This window comes from Streptococcus oralis subsp. oralis, assembly GCF_000960035.1.
In the GTDB taxonomy this organism is placed as follows: Bacteria; Bacillota; Bacilli; order Lactobacillales; family Streptococcaceae; genus Streptococcus; species Streptococcus oralis_G.
On sequence record NZ_JYGR01000005.1, the window covers coordinates 997,905 to 1,012,296 of the forward strand.

A 14,392-nucleotide genomic window follows, 5' to 3' on the forward strand; every position below is an offset into this window, starting at 1 on the left:
TTTTTAAAAGCAAAACTCCCAGAATAGACTGGGAGTTAGCTAATTTCTATTTTATTAATGTATATTTCAACCGTCGTCCCTTTTGAGGGTACAGAATTGATCTTCATCTGGTAATTGTCTCCAAAATGAAGTTTGAGCCGTTGGTCAACATTTTGAAGGCCAACTCCCCCACGTTTGAGCTGACTTTGACTGCTATCGCCAGGATTTTGGAAACCAACGCCATCATCCTCAATGCGGATGACAAGCCCTGTATTCTGTTTCTGAACAGAAACTTTAATATGTCCCTGACCTTCCTTCTCCTTGATACCATGGTAGAGGGCATTTTCTACAAGAGGTTGCAACACCAACTTGGGTAAGACTAGGTTACCAAAAGCAGGATCTTCATCAATCTCATACTCCAGCTTATCACCATAGCGTTGTTTCTGGATAAAGAGGTACTGGCGGACATGATTGATTTCATCAGAAAGAGAAATCAAATCCTTGCCTTGATTGAGCGCCAAGCGGAAATAGGTTGCCAAAGACTTGGTCACCTGAACCACTCGCTGACTATCCTGAAACTCAGCCATCCAGATGATAGTGTCCAAAGTATTATAGAGGAAATGGGGGTTAATCTGGCTCGACAGTGCTTGAAGTTCATACTGCCGGGTTGCTTCTTCCTGCCTGCGCACATCTGCCATCAACTGTTCAATCTGATCCAGCATGGCATTGAACTGACGAGTCACTTCTCTCAGTTCATAGGCACCAGCTTCTTTAGCACGAAGATTTTGTGTACCAGAAGCAATTTCCAGCATGGTTTCTCTCAGATCCTTCAAAGGGGCAATCCAGCGTTTGAGACTGAACCACACCAAGCAGAGACAGGCAAGAAGAGATAAGGCACTAGCACCAAGCAAGGTCCACATGAGTTGACTCCGAACCTGGTCTAACTTCTCCAACGAAGACACGCCTATAACCGTCCAATCTGTTCCTGCAATCTGTTCCTGACTGACGTAGGATTGATGATCCAGCGTATAGCCCTGCCCCGTCTCAATGTAGGGTTTCATGGCCTCCATTTCACTCTCTGAGCTATAGACAGTACGTTTAGGATGGTAGACAAATTCATGGTTTTCATTGATGATAAAGGCAAAACCCTGCTGACCCAACTGGAGTTGGTTAAGATAGGCTTCCAGAGTTTCGTAGGAAATATCCAAACGAAGTACGCCAAGATTGGCCCCCTCTGCATCAACAAGTTCTTGAGTGATAGAAATAACCCACTGACTATCTGATTTACGAGCTGGTGTCAAAACTGGCTTAGCTCCCTGATGAATGGCCTTTTTGTACCAATCCTCAGCCATCATATCTGAGGAAGTTTTCATCTGCACACTATCATCTGTAGAAATAACCTGACCGGATTTGGTGACCAGTACCACCGTTTTCAAGTCCTGGTCTGCCTTTAAGATAGTCAAAAACAGATCTCGAATTCCCTTGACCTTATCTTGGTTAGGATTCTCAGCATAGGCTAGGACATCCTTCTGCTGGGTCAAACTGGTCGAGGTGGTTTCTAATTTTTTGATATAAGACTGAATAAAGTGGCTAGTTTGGCTAATGGTCGTTTGGCTATTGCCCTCGATAGTAGCCTCAATGGCTGATGAACTAGATTGATAATAGAAAGTCCCAACCACAGCTAGTAGAATGAGAAAGACCAGAAAGATGGAAATAACCATTCTGACTAAAAGAGAAGAACGCTTCATCGGCCTTCTCCCTTCTTAAACTGACGAGGTGTCACACCTGCAATCTGTTTAAAACGTTGGGTAAAGTAGTTCATATCTTCAAATCCAACCTTTTCGGCTATCTCATAAATCTTTAAATCCGTGGTCAGAAGCAAGAGCTTGGCCTGTTTGACACGCTCTCTCACCAGGTAATCCTGAAAAGGCAGCCCCAACTCTTTCTTAATCAAGGAACTCAAATAAGTCGGACTAAAGCCCAAGTCACTGGCCAAAGACTTTAAACTAAACTGACTGTCAGCCAGATGGGACTGGATTTTCTGAGCAATATTTCCCTCAAACTTATCGGTTAATAAATCTTGTAACTGCTCTTCTTTTTCTTCCTTGTCTAGTTTTTGCTTGATTTTCCCCAACATTTCCTCAATATCCTGACGAGAAAAGGGCTTGAGTAGGTAGTCATCTACACCGAGTTTGACGGCAGACAAGGCATAATCAAAATCATCGTAACCTGTCAAAAAAACTAGGTGAACCTGAGGATAGGTTTCTCGGACCAGACTGGCCAACTGGATGCCATTTAGCTGAGGCATATTGATATCAGTTAAAATGATATCTGGCACCTGCCTTTGAATCAAGTCCCAAGCCTGTCTTCCATTTTCAGCCTGACCGATGATTTCCATATCGTAGGCTGCTACATTGACCAACTTGGTCAAGCCTTGTCTTACCAGATACTCATCTTCTACGATTAAGATTGTGTAGGTCATGCTCTGCTCCTTTACCACTTACTAGTATCAGTATAGCAAAATTCTCCTCTAACTGCTTAGGAAAGACTTCTTAATCGACATAATCTAGTAAATAGGCATAACCTTTTTCTGCCATTTGGTCTTTGGGAATAAAGCGGATAGAAAGACTATTGATACAGTAGCGCAAGCCACCCTTGTCCTGAGGCCCATCTGTAAAGACATGGCCAAGGTGAGAATCTCCAACTCGACTTCTCACTTCCATGCGCGTCATATTGTAAGACTTATCTTCCTTGTAAGTGACAACATCTGGACTAATTGGTTGGGTGAAACTAGGCCAGCCACAACCAGACTCAAACTTGTCCTTTGATGAAAAGAGGGGTTCGCCAGTGGCCACATCCACATAGATACCAGATTCAAATTTATCCCAGTAGCGGTTTGAAAAAGCTCGTTCTGTTTGATTTTTCTGGGTAACTGCATACTCCTCAGGTGACAAGGCCTTTTTCAATTCTTCATCACTGGGTTTAGGATATTTACTAGCATCGATGACGGGGTAGGCAGCCTGATTGACATTGATATGACAGTAGCCATTTGGATTTTTCTTGAGGTAGTCTTGGTGATAGTCCTCAGCCACCACAAAATTCTTCAAGTTTTCCTTTTCAACTGCCAGAGGTTGGTCATATTTTTTAGCCACCTCATCAAAGACTTGATTGATTACTTCCAAATCCTTATCATCTGTATAATAAACGCCGGTACGGTACTGGGTCCCCACATCATTTCCTTGTTTATTTTTGCTGGTTGGATTGATAATGCGGAAGTAATGAAGCAGGATTTCCTTGAGGGAAATTTGATTAGCATCATAAGTAACATGGACAGTCTCTGCATGACCTGTTTGGTTGATCAATTCGTACTTGGTTGTTTCCCCTCTACCATTTGCATAGCCTGAAACGGCATCTGTCACTCCAGGCACGCGTGAGAAGTATTCCTCCACTCCCCAGAAACATCCCCCAGCTAGATAAATTTCGTGCAAGTCTGCGTCTTTGCTAATTTCTGTTTTTTTCACTGTTTTTCCTCCTTGGCTAACTGACGCTTTCTCAATTTGCGAGCTATCTGTCTGCCCTGCATTTCGCATCAATAGGAAATAGAAACCGGTTAGGACTAGGAGAATGACCCCTGCCAAGACAAACAATTTTACTTTATCATTCATAGCCTTTCTCTACCCCATTTCTTTCAATTCTTTTAAAATCATATCCTTATCCATAAAACCTGGTTGCGTTTTGACCAGCTTGCCTTCCTTGTCTATAAAGGCTTGAGTAGGGTAAGAACGAACACCATAGCTTTCCAAAAGTTTGCCTGACGGATCAATTAAAACCGGTAAATTTTTATAATCCAATCCCTTGTACCAGTTCTTAAAGTCAGCTTCAGATTGTTCTCCCTTGTGGCCTGGTGACACCACTGTCAAGACCACGTAGTCATCACTAGCATTCTTAGCAATTTCATCCGTATCTGGAAGGCTGGCTAGACAGATGGAACACCAAGAAGCCCAGAATTTAAGATAGACTTTCTTGCCTTTGTAGTCAGATAAACGATAAGTCTTACCATCTACTCCTGTTAGTTCAAAATCAGCAACCGCCTGACCCTTGGTGGCAGTTTGCGAGCTGACTTGTTCTGTTTTGGATTGCTCCTTCATAGTTGATTCGTCTGACATGTTTTTAGCCGAACAGGCTGCCAAACAACAGATTGATCCTACTCCAAGGAGACATGTTTGCCATTTTTTCATTTCTTTTTCCTCTCTATTCAAATAATGTAGTCAAAATGGAAGCATTTCCCAAAAGCACCAAGATTCCCATCACGATAATGAGGAAACCACCCACTCTTTTGAGGGTTCCGAGGTAAGGATGGAGTTTTCGGAAATGTTTCAAAACATAGCTGGAGGCGAGAGCTAGAACCAAAAATGGTAGTGCCAAACCCAGCGTGTAAACCAACATGAGACCAGCACCCTGCAAAGCTCCTGAACCACCTGAAGCCGCCAAGGCCAAAACAGAGCCCAGAACTGGCCCCACACATGGCGTCCAAGCAAAACTAAAGGTCAACCCCAGTAAAAATGCCTGACTATAGCCGTTACCCTTTTGCCCCTGTGTCTTTAATTGTAGTCTTCTTTCCTTGTAAAGCCCCTGCAAATGTAGGACTTCCATCTGGTGTAGGCCCAAGAGAATGATAACCGCACCCGTCACATATTGAAACCAAGAAGCATACAGCAAATTGCCTAAAAAACCAGCTCCATAGCCCAGTAAGATAAAAACAAAAGAAATCCCCACAATAAAGGCCAGAGTTCGCAATAAACTAACAAGTGAGATTGAAAATTTTCCACTAGAAGTCTGAGCATCATTCTTATCATCCAACAAGACCCCTGCATAGACTGGCAACAAGGGTAAAATACAAGGAGAAAAGAAGGAAAGAATTCCAGCAAAAAAAACACTGATAAAAAAGAATACATTGTCCATTGCCTTCCTCCATTCTTTAATTTGATAGGACTATTATAGCTCTAAAACTCCAGAAAAAACAGGGACAATGATAGGGAAAAATAGGAATTTAATCAGTTTATTCAGAAATATGGTACAAAAAAAGCCAGACAAGATCTGACTTTGATAGAAACAGAAAAGAAATCACCTGTCTTCCCTACTTATCTGGTAATAAATAAGGTCCGCAAGGTAGTCTTTTCTCTCCACACCATTGGCAATAGTTTTTAGATAGGACATTCCAGCCTTCTCCATCACACGGCCTGAAGCTGGGTTAAGACTGGCATAACGAGCTCTGACTTTTTGAAAGCTTGCTTGAGTAAAACAAAAGTCTAACACAGCTTTTAAGGCCTCTGTCATCATACCACGACCCCAATAGTTTTTTCCTAAAATATAGCCAATTTCACAACTTGAATCTTTCTCATTCATCTCAACGATGCTGATATCTCCTATCACTTGCCCAGGATTTTCTTTGAGACAAATCGCCCATTTGTAATAGTTGGGATTAGTATAGGATGCAACCCAATTTCGAATCGAGTTCCGAGTTACCTCAACATCAGGATGAGGATCCCAGGTGACATAGGTCAGGTTCTCAGGAGACGAAGCCCAATTTTGAAACATGGCTTCCGCATCACTCTCCACAAATCTTCTCAAGATTAAACGTTCTGTCTGTCACATTTGCGTACCGATTGCTTTCATAATGTTACCTCGCTTTCTAAGCTTAAGGCTCAAGCTAAAAAGGTTCAACAGAACCTTCCTCGTTTTCCCATTTTTAGACTCGGGGTAAAAAGGTCCCCCGGACCTTCTTCGCTTTCTCATTTCTAGGCTCAGGGTAAAAAACTCCACTGGAGGTTTTTACTCCCAAAAGTCATCAAAGACGGTGATTGGTAGGTGGCGTTTGTGTTGGCCTTTGTGCCACCAGTTTTCGATAGTTGCTTGGGCTTCTGGACTGATGGTTTTGCCTTCAAGGTAGTCATCAATTTCTGCATAAGTGACTCCCAAGGCTACTTCGTCTGCAATACCTGGTTTTTCTTCTTCCAAATCTGCTGTTGGGATTTTTTCATAAAGGGCTGGGTCTGCACCAAGCTCCTTCAAGAGTTGTTTCCCCTGGCGTTTATTGAGGCGGTAAAGAGGGAGAATGTCTGCACCACCATCACCAAACTTAGTAAAGAAACCTGTGATATTTTCCGCAGCATGATCTGTTCCAATGACCGCTCCGCTATGGGCACCCGCAAGGGCATATTGAGCAATCATACGACTACGAGCCTTGATATTTCCCTTGTTAAAGTCTGAAACAGGACTTCCTGTCGCTTCAACTGCTGCTGTCATAGCATCAGCTGATTCCTTGATATTCACAACCAAACTGACATCTGGATGGATGAAAGCAAGAGCTTTTTGAGCATCTGCTTCATCAGCTTGCACGCCGTATGGCAGGCGGACAGCGATAAATTGGTAGCTGTCATCTCCTGTCTCTGCTCGCATTTCTTCCATAGCTAATTGCGCCAAACGCCCTGCCAAGGTTGAGTCTTGTCCTCCAGAAATCCCTAGTACAAATGTTTTAAGGAAGGGGTGTTTTTTCAAGTATCTCTTTAAGAAATCAATCGAACGACGAATTTCTTCCTGGGCGTCAATCACTGGCTTGACACCTAGTTGCTGGATAATGGTCTCTTGCAAACTCATTCTTCTTCTCCTTCACCAAGGGCTTCCTTGCGCATCTTATCAATCAAGTCCATCTTATCTTGCCAAATATCACGGGCCAAATCTACTGGGTAATGTTGCGGATTGAGCACGCGCTTGTATTCATCCCATAGCTTGTCAAATTCCTTACGGGCATAATCCTGAATCTCAGTCAAACTAGGCAAGCTGTAAACTAATGTTCCTTCTTTGAAGATGTCCACCAAGAGAGGAACAGCATCAAAATTACGAACGGTCTTTTTGATGTAAGTATAGGTCGGATGGAACATTTTGATTTCAGTCATGCCGCTCACATCCACACCATCATAAGTAATGTAGTCACCTTCTGACTTGCCTTTTTCACGGCTGGTAATGCGCCATACCTGCTTCTTACCTGGGGTCGATACTTTTTCAGCATTACTTGAAAGCTTGATGGTATTGCGCATCTTACCAGTTTCATCTTCGATAGCCACAATCTTATAAACTGCCCCAAGAGCTGGCTGATCATAGGCTGTAATCAGCTTGGTACCCACCCCCCAGACATCAATCTTAGCGTGTTGCATTTTGAGGTTAAGGATAGTATTTTCATCCAAATCATTAGAAGCATAGATCTTAGCCTCTGTAAATCCAGCCTCGTCCAATTGCTGACGGACTTTCTTGGAAATGTAGGCAATATCCCCAGAGTCGATACGAACGCCTTTAAAATTGATCTTATCACCCAACTCACGCGCCACCTGAATAGCAGCTGGCACACCGATGCGAAGCGTATCATATGTATCTACTAGAAAGACACAGTCACAATGGGTTGAAGCATAGGCCTTAAAGGCCTTATAGTCGTTTCCATAAACCTGTACCAAGGCATGAGCATGAGTACCCAAGACAGGAATGCCAAAGAGCTTCCCTGCTCGCACATTGCTAGTCCCGTTGGCTCCACCAATCACGGCTGCGCGTGTTCCCCAGATAGCCGCATCCATTTCTTGCGCACGACGTGTCCCGAATTCCATCAAGGGCTCATCTTCAATGACTGAACGAATACGAGCCGCCTTGGTCGCTATCAAGGTTTGAAAGTTAACGATGTTTAAGAGAGCCGTTTCGACCAATTGACATTGGGCTAGAGGTCCTTCCACCTGCACAACCGGCTCATTGGCAAAGACCAAGTCCCCTTCCTGAGCAGAACGAACCGTTAGTTCTAACTTGAGATTTCGTAGGTAATCCAAGAATTCTCCATGATACCCAAGCGACTCCAAGTAGTCAATATCGCTATCTGAAAAGCGTAAGTCTTTAAGATAATGTACAATTCTTTCCAAACCAGCAAAAACCGCATAGCCGTTATTAAACGGTTGCTGACGGAAATAAACTTCAAAGACCGCCTTCTTATTGTGAATTCCTTGGTCAAAGTAAACTTGCATCATGTTAATCTGGTACAAGTCCGTGTGCAATGTCAAACTATCATCTGGATACATCTGTTTTCCTTCTTCCTACTTTACAAAGGTATGAACGTATTCTACCACTTTCACACCATCCGATAAATTAGTACTATTATAACACATTTTACCAAGATTGATAAAAAGCTAACAAGCTATTCTCCATTCTCCAGTTCATCCATATCTTGCTCAAACTTTTTTTGAGCCCATTCGCCATAACTTTTAAGGCCGAGATTGCCGATAAAAACCCAAGGAAGGTAAATCAGATAAGTAATGACCCAAGCAGACAAATATTTAACATTCAGAGGATTGTGCTGATAAATTTCGATATTGAATTGATAATTCTGCAACATCAAAAGAGTCGTAATAGCGAGAGTTACCAGCAAACACCCTACAATCGTAAAATGAAAACGACTATAGTAGTTCACACCCAAATCTCGAGCACGGCCGAAAAAGTAAGAAGTTCCAATAATGATAATGATGAGAATCATTCTCGGATTAAAAAGACTTGGTGCTAATACTGTAATCATATAAGATAAAAGCAAGAAAGCTATAGATATATAGAAACTTTCAGCCCCCGCTTTATTCATCAGTTGTTCTTCCCTTTCGTCTAATAATTGATAATAAAAAAATCTATTTTTCATCTTCTTCCTCCCAAAATAATTGATCCAAAGTTTTGCCTAAGCATCTGCAAATAGACTGGCAGAGGGAGAGACTAGGATTGTATTTCCCTGCTTCTATCAAGCCGATAGTCTGCCGCGTAACCCCAACGGCCTCTGCCAAATCCCCTTGTGTCATATCTAACTCAACTCGAGCTAGCTTTAACTTTAAATTTTTAGCCACTTGTTTCCTCCTTTTAATTTTTAAAAAGTTGCGCTTCTTTTCAAAAACATTATACCATATATCTAACTTAATGCAATATATAAATGTCATTTTGTAAGTTTTTGTTAACAAAAAACTCTCTATCATCTTACATGATAAAGAGTATTCGTTCTTTTTTGCTACTTAGCTAAGCCCCTCTTCAAAGGAAAGAAGTCTAGGTCACAAATCCTTTTGGTAATAGTATCTTTGTCCTGTATAGGGATAGTCTTGCAAGGTAAAAACTTCCTTGTAGCCATGGCTTAGATAAAAATCTGGCGCTTGAAACTGGTAGGTATTGACAAAAGCAAAACGACAATTTCGATTCTTGGCTTCATTTTCAGCTCGTTGCAGTAGTTGTGAACCAATTCCTTGTCCCCGTAATTCCTCTTTCACAAACAAATATTCGATTTCCAACCAATTTCCAAAAGTCTCAGCTACTAAGCCTGCCATGAGATTGCCCATTTCGTCTTCGACATAAAGGTTCAGCGGCTCGCTTTCAGCCTCTTCTCTTTTAGAGCGATTATAAGCACGAATCAAATCCCCTATTTCTTGCGCTTTATGCGATTCCTTATTTTCCAATCTAACGTGCATTCAAACCTCCTAATAAACTGCTACAGCTTGATTATAATCCTATTTCAATAGACTGTCAAACTAGAAAAACTCACCAAACAGAGTTGATGAGTTCATGATTTATTTTCTAAATTTCCACTGACTATAAACCCCAAAAACAAGGATCCAGATAGCAGAACCAACTGCCCCCATGAAAGTCGACTCTTGCAAAAAGAGAGTCACAAAAACAAAGACAAAAAAGAGAATGGTTAGGGGATTAAGCAAGCGATACTGAGGCATGAGGTAGCCATCAGCCATGAAATCTTGTGACTTGCGGTATTTTAGATGAGCCACCATAATCAAGATATAAATAGCGATATAAACACCTGATGAGGATGCTGTGATCAAAGCAAAGGCATCTGAAACACCTGGCAACACATTGATAAAGGCGGCGAGAGCAATCAAGATTGCTGAGGCAATGATGGCATTTTGTGGAACATTGTGGCGAGAAAGGGTATCGACCTTGATGGCCTTTAAGAAACGATTGGGCGAATCATGGGCAATCTGATATAAGTGTCTCCCTGTTGAGTAGAGAGTTGAGTTAAGAGCAGACGCTGCTGAGGTCAAGACAACAAAGTTGATTAGAGCCGCTGCCCACTTGATCCCTGCCAGTTCAAAAACCGTTACAAATGGAGAATCTGAAGAATTAAGATAAGACCAAGGAATAATGGCCATAATCGCAATAAGAGCTCCCCCATAGAAGAAGATAATTCTGAGAGGAATTTCCTTAACAGCTTTGGGCAAGACCTGACGAGGGTTCTTTGTTTCAGAAGTTGTCACCCCGATAAACTCAATCATCAGATAGGCGAAAAATACCATTTGAAAGGCCATGACAAAGTTCATAACTCCATTTGGAAAAAGAGAGAACTGGTCGCTGATATTTGCCAAGCTTGCAACACCATGCGGTGTCTTAAAGCCTGTCAAAACCATAAAGACCCCAGTGGCAATCATGGCTAAAATCGCCACAATCTTGACCATAGCAAACCAAAACTCGACTTCTCCAAAGAGCTTAACCGCAATCAGATTGACCAAAGCCAAAATCGTTAAAAAGACAAGCTGAATCATCCAGCTAGGCCAGGTAGGGAACCAGAAGCGGACATAGTCTGAGATGGCAGTGATTTCTGCCATACCGATAAAGACAACAGACAACCAATAAGACCAAACTGAAAAATATCCCCAGCCTTTCCCCAAATGACGGGTGATAAAGTTGATAAAGGTATGCTGTTCTGGATCCTGATATAGCATCTCCCCAACAGCCCTCATCATCAAAAACATAAAGGCTCCTGTAATCATGTAAATCAGGATGATCGAAGGTCCTGTAAGGCTGATAGAGCGACCGGCACCCAGAAAAAGTCCTGTTCCGATTGTTCCCGCAATGGCCATCACCTGAACATGGCGATTGGTTAAACCACGCTCCATTTTATTTTTCTTCTTATTTGAACTCATATAGTCTCCTATTTATCCAAAAAACCAAAAAGGAGTTGAGCAAGGTAAAACCTTCACTACTCCTTTTTTATCCTATTTAAGCTGTTTTTTCAACCTTTAAGATTTTGACATCATAGCTACCAACTGGTGTTTCAATCGTTGCAGTATCACCAGTCTTCTTGCCAATCAAAGCACGTCCAATCGGACTTTCATTTGATACTTTACCAGCAAAAGCATCTGCACCTGCAGAACCGACGATGATGTAGACCTCTTCTTCGTCTTCACCGACTTCTTGGATTGTTACGGTTTTACCGATTGCTACCTCATCTTGGGCAACCGCATCGCTATTAACAATTTCAGCATAACGAATTTTTGTTTCTAAACTTGAAATTTGTCCTTCAACAAAAGCTTGTTCATCTTTCGCTGCTTCATACTCACTATTTTCTGAAAGGTCTCCATAGGAACGAGCAATCTTGATACGCTCTACGACTTCGGGACGACGGACGAGTTTCAACTCCTCTAATTCTTTTTCTAGTTTTTCCTTTTCTTCAAGGGTCATTGGGTAAGTTTTTTCTGCCATTTTTTTAACTTTCTTTTCTATTTACTTTTTTAAAACAAAATTATGTGGAAAACCACATAATTTTAGTTTGAACTACTTGCTTGAGGTAACTTGCTATTGATGTGCTCTGCAACGTTTTGATCATGTTCTTCTTTTGTTGTTGCAAAGTATACTTTACCATCTTCAACATTGGCTACAAAGTACAAGTACTCACTCTTTGTCTGGTTTACACTTGCTTCAATCGCATCCGAACTTGGGCTATCAACCGGTCCAGGCATGAGGCCAAGGTGTGTGTAAACATTGTATGGTGAATCAATCGTTGTATCAATTCCAGCGTCATCTGCTAAACTAATTTTTTGACCAAGTTTTCCTTGAGCATATAGGATAGCGATATTACTTTGAAGTGGCATACCAACATTCAAGCGGTTATAGAAGACACCTGCGATTTTCTTGCGGTCCTCGGTCTTAGCACCTTCTTTTTCGACAAGAGAAGCAATGCTGAGCAATTCATTAACTGTCAGATTCTTTTCTTTGATCGTAGCGTAATATGGTGACATAGCCTTATCCATAGCAGCCACCATCTCATCAATCAAACTTTCAACAGTTGTACTGTCTTTGATCGTATAGGTCGCTGGGAAAAGGTAGCCTTCAAGACGATAACGAACGCCACTGTCTTTTGTTGGAAGACTTCCAAGTAGGTTTGGATACTTGGCTACTAATTGTGAGATAAAGGTCTCATCTTGAGCTTTTGCCAAGAAAGCATCCGCAGTAAGAGGTTCTTTAAATTCACCTTGAAGTTGTCCTACTGTTTGAGCGATTTGCTCTAATGTATAGCCTTCTGGAATTGTCAAGTTTGCAAGAACAGGTGCCTGAGCTTCAGGAGTCCCACCTTTTTCCAATTCTTGAATCAACTCATCCGTACTCATACTCTTCTTCAAGTTGTAATAACCTGACTTCAAGTTGGCATGGCTATAGTATTTAGCATAAAGACTAAAAATCAGTCCATGTTTAACCAAACCAGATTTTTCCAAGGTGCTTCCAATTTCTTGAACATTTGCACCATCTGGGATTTGAACCGTTACATAGTCCTTAGAGCTCGCATCCACAGGTTTCAAGGAATCTTGAACATAACCATAACCAAAGTAACCACCAACTGCAACGAGTACTAGGAGAACTAGAACTGTTACTAGGCAACCTTTAGCTTTTGATTTTGTCTTTTTCTTAGTTGATGTTGCACCTTGACGACGACTACGACGCGGAGCATCAGCTAATCCACTGCTAGATTCTGTAGAAACAGGCTCAACTCTTTCAGGCATCCCTGGGGTGATTTCCTCTTTCTTGTCTTCTGTTTTATAGGTTACGGCAACCTTGGTTGGAGTATCGTTAAATTCTTTTTCTTCCGATTTGAGTTCAACTGGTTCTACCTTAGGTTGAACAGGTTCCACTATAGGTTCTTCAGCCAGATGAATCGGCTCTACTAGAGGTTCTTCAGATTCTACAACTTCAATCTTGTCAATGATTGGCTGTCTAATCTCTTTCTCTTCTTGTCCATCCGTTTCATCAGTTCTAGCACTTGAAAGTGGAGGAACACCTGGTGCATTCTTTAGAATTTTATCGACAACAGATAGGGAATCAGCCATCAACTCTTCTGTTGATGTTTCTGGTTCAAGATCTGAAGGAGTTGCTGAACTAGCTGGAGATGATGAAGCCGTCAGATTTGGAATCTCTACTTCTTTCTCTCTTCTATCTTGTTCTTTTACTCTTTCTAAATCACGTAGAATCTGCTCTTTAAAGCTTAATTTTTCTTCTTCTCTTGATTTTTCAGTCAAAAGCATTACCTCCTTGTTGACAATCCATAATATTATATCTTAAAAGTCGCAGAAAAGCAACCAACTAGGGCATTCCCTAGCTAGTTTTCTTTATTTTCAGGCTGCCAGACCATATCATACCATGTTTCCCCAGCAAAGCTTGACTGAGATATTCCTTCATTAACAAAGCCATGTTTTTCATAATAGGCGATAAGGTAGTCATGACACGTCAAGTTAATGCCCTCTCGTTCATGTTCTAAAGCGACTTCTTTCAGAGCCTTTAATAGTCTTTTCCCAACTCCCAAAGCTTGTGCTTCCTTGGCAATAGATAGGCAAGTCACAGAAATATAACCTCCAGGTTGATGACTATAGTCTTTTATTTTTTCTGTAAAGGACTGATCATGTAGATGGCGGTTCGGAACGACTGGACCTTCGATATAACCAAGAATACGCCCCTCTTTTTCAGCTACCAGAAAACTGGTCTGAATTTCCTGCAAATGCGCCTCAAAGACCGAACGAGGAATGACTTCCTCCAGTGAAAAATTCTCCAGCTCTATCTCTATAATCCGATCCAAATCCGAAAATCTTGCTTGTCTGATTTTCATATTTCCTCCTGATAAAAGGGATTTTCCCAAATCAGATACCATTCAGAACCACTGCCATAATGACTCTCGGTCACTTCTTCTTCAACAAAGCCATTCATTTCAAAATATGATAGTAGTTCATCAGGACTTTGCAAAAGAATACCTTGGTAATCTAGTTCGACTGTCACCTGTTTCAAGGCTGCAAGAAGAAGAGTTCCCAGTCCCTGTCCCCAATAGTCAGGATGAATGGTCAAGGATTTTATTTCTATCCATTTGGGATGAATAGACTGAGCTTCTCCCAAAACATAGCCTAGGAGCTGATTTTCATCCCCAGCTACAAGAAAGGTACCCGCAGACTTGCGGATACTCTCTTCTAAGGATTGGCGGCTAAGTGTCTCTTCTGATGAAGGATTGGCTTCTTCAATCGCCAACATTTCTTCTAAATCTGATAGGGTAGCTTGCCTTATTGTGATTGGAATTTCCATCTGTTTT

At 41.7% G+C, this 14,392-nt stretch carries 16 protein-coding genes; all 16 read right to left on the bottom strand.

Translation table 11 applies throughout. From position 1 onward, the window contains the following. Positions 1-35 precede the first annotated feature (35 nt). The 16 genes from TZ92_RS08160 to TZ92_RS08235 all read right to left on the bottom strand — a co-directional run bounded on the left by TZ92_RS08160 (position 36) and on the right by TZ92_RS08235 (position 14,385). Positions 36-1,727: a cache domain-containing sensor histidine kinase gene (locus TZ92_RS08160; RefSeq protein WP_033630009.1), complete on the bottom strand. Its 1,692-nt coding sequence runs from the start codon at positions 1,725-1,727 to the stop codon at positions 36-38. Next, the gene (locus TZ92_RS08165; protein ID WP_033630010.1) at positions 1,724-2,461 is read right to left on the bottom strand and encodes a response regulator transcription factor; all 738 of its coding nucleotides are present in this window, start codon (positions 2,459-2,461) and stop codon (positions 1,724-1,726) included. Before TZ92_RS08165 ends, TZ92_RS08160 begins: the two co-directional genes overlap by 4 nt. 70 nt (positions 2,462-2,531) lie before the next feature. Then, complete coding sequence (gene msrB, locus TZ92_RS08170; RefSeq protein ID WP_033630011.1) at positions 2,532-3,644, bottom strand: peptide-methionine (R)-S-oxide reductase MsrB; 1,113 nt, start codon at positions 3,642-3,644, stop codon at positions 2,532-2,534. A 9-nt stretch (positions 3,645-3,653) separates the two neighbouring features. Further along, positions 3,654-4,217 carry a redoxin family protein gene (locus TZ92_RS08175; protein WP_033630012.1) on the bottom strand — a complete coding sequence of 188 codons (564 nt, stop codon included), beginning with the start codon at positions 4,215-4,217 and terminating at the stop codon, positions 3,654-3,656. A gap of 13 nt (positions 4,218-4,230) precedes the next feature. Next, on the bottom strand, positions 4,231-4,941 hold the full coding sequence (ccdA2, locus tag TZ92_RS08180; protein WP_033630013.1) for a thiol-disulfide oxidoreductase-associated membrane protein CcdA2: 711 nt from the start codon (positions 4,939-4,941) through the stop codon (positions 4,231-4,233). Between the two features lie 162 nt (positions 4,942-5,103). After that, the gene (locus tag TZ92_RS08185; RefSeq protein WP_235200790.1) at positions 5,104-5,613 is read right to left on the bottom strand and encodes a GNAT family N-acetyltransferase; all 510 of its coding nucleotides are present in this window, start codon (positions 5,611-5,613) and stop codon (positions 5,104-5,106) included. A 198-nt stretch (positions 5,614-5,811) separates the two neighbouring features. Then, positions 5,812-6,636 carry an ammonia-dependent NAD(+) synthetase gene (nadE, locus tag TZ92_RS08190; RefSeq protein ID WP_033630014.1) on the bottom strand — a complete coding sequence of 275 codons (825 nt, stop codon included), beginning with the start codon at positions 6,634-6,636 and terminating at the stop codon, positions 5,812-5,814. Continuing rightward, the gene (locus TZ92_RS08195; protein WP_033630015.1) at positions 6,633-8,093 is read right to left on the bottom strand and encodes a nicotinate phosphoribosyltransferase; all 1,461 of its coding nucleotides are present in this window, start codon (positions 8,091-8,093) and stop codon (positions 6,633-6,635) included. The genes nadE and TZ92_RS08195 overlap by 4 nt, the downstream gene beginning before the upstream one ends. Positions 8,094-8,209: 116 nt before the next feature. Beyond that, positions 8,210-8,698, bottom strand: coding sequence for a DUF6773 family protein (locus TZ92_RS08200; RefSeq protein WP_033630016.1), 489 nt, complete (start codon positions 8,696-8,698; stop codon positions 8,210-8,212). Continuing rightward, positions 8,688-8,897 carry a helix-turn-helix transcriptional regulator gene (locus TZ92_RS08205; RefSeq protein WP_001107501.1) on the bottom strand — a complete coding sequence of 70 codons (210 nt, stop codon included), beginning with the start codon at positions 8,895-8,897 and terminating at the stop codon, positions 8,688-8,690. The genes TZ92_RS08200 and TZ92_RS08205 overlap by 11 nt, the downstream gene beginning before the upstream one ends. A gap of 198 nt (positions 8,898-9,095) precedes the next feature. Continuing rightward, entirely contained in the window at positions 9,096-9,506 is a 411-nt protein-coding gene (locus tag TZ92_RS08210) for a GNAT family N-acetyltransferase (protein ID WP_080702653.1), read from the bottom strand. 99 nt (positions 9,507-9,605) lie between these two features. Then, positions 9,606-10,970: an amino acid permease gene (locus TZ92_RS08215; protein WP_033606132.1), complete on the bottom strand. Its 1,365-nt coding sequence runs from the start codon at positions 10,968-10,970 to the stop codon at positions 9,606-9,608. Positions 10,971-11,046: 76 nt separating this feature from the next. Beyond that, entirely contained in the window at positions 11,047-11,529 is a 483-nt protein-coding gene (gene greA, locus TZ92_RS08220) for a transcription elongation factor GreA (protein WP_000818765.1), read from the bottom strand. 62 nt (positions 11,530-11,591) lie between these two features. Next, positions 11,592-13,343 carry an endolytic transglycosylase MltG gene (gene mltG, locus TZ92_RS08225; RefSeq protein ID WP_080702654.1) on the bottom strand — a complete coding sequence of 584 codons (1,752 nt, stop codon included), beginning with the start codon at positions 13,341-13,343 and terminating at the stop codon, positions 11,592-11,594. A gap of 74 nt (positions 13,344-13,417) precedes the next feature. Further along, the gene (locus TZ92_RS08230) at positions 13,418-13,921 is read right to left on the bottom strand and encodes a GNAT family N-acetyltransferase (protein WP_033630017.1); all 504 of its coding nucleotides are present in this window, start codon (positions 13,919-13,921) and stop codon (positions 13,418-13,420) included. Then, positions 13,918-14,385, bottom strand: coding sequence for a GNAT family N-acetyltransferase (locus TZ92_RS08235; RefSeq protein WP_033630018.1), 468 nt, complete (start codon positions 14,383-14,385; stop codon positions 13,918-13,920). The genes TZ92_RS08230 and TZ92_RS08235 overlap by 4 nt, the downstream gene beginning before the upstream one ends. Positions 14,386-14,392 lie beyond the last annotated feature (7 nt).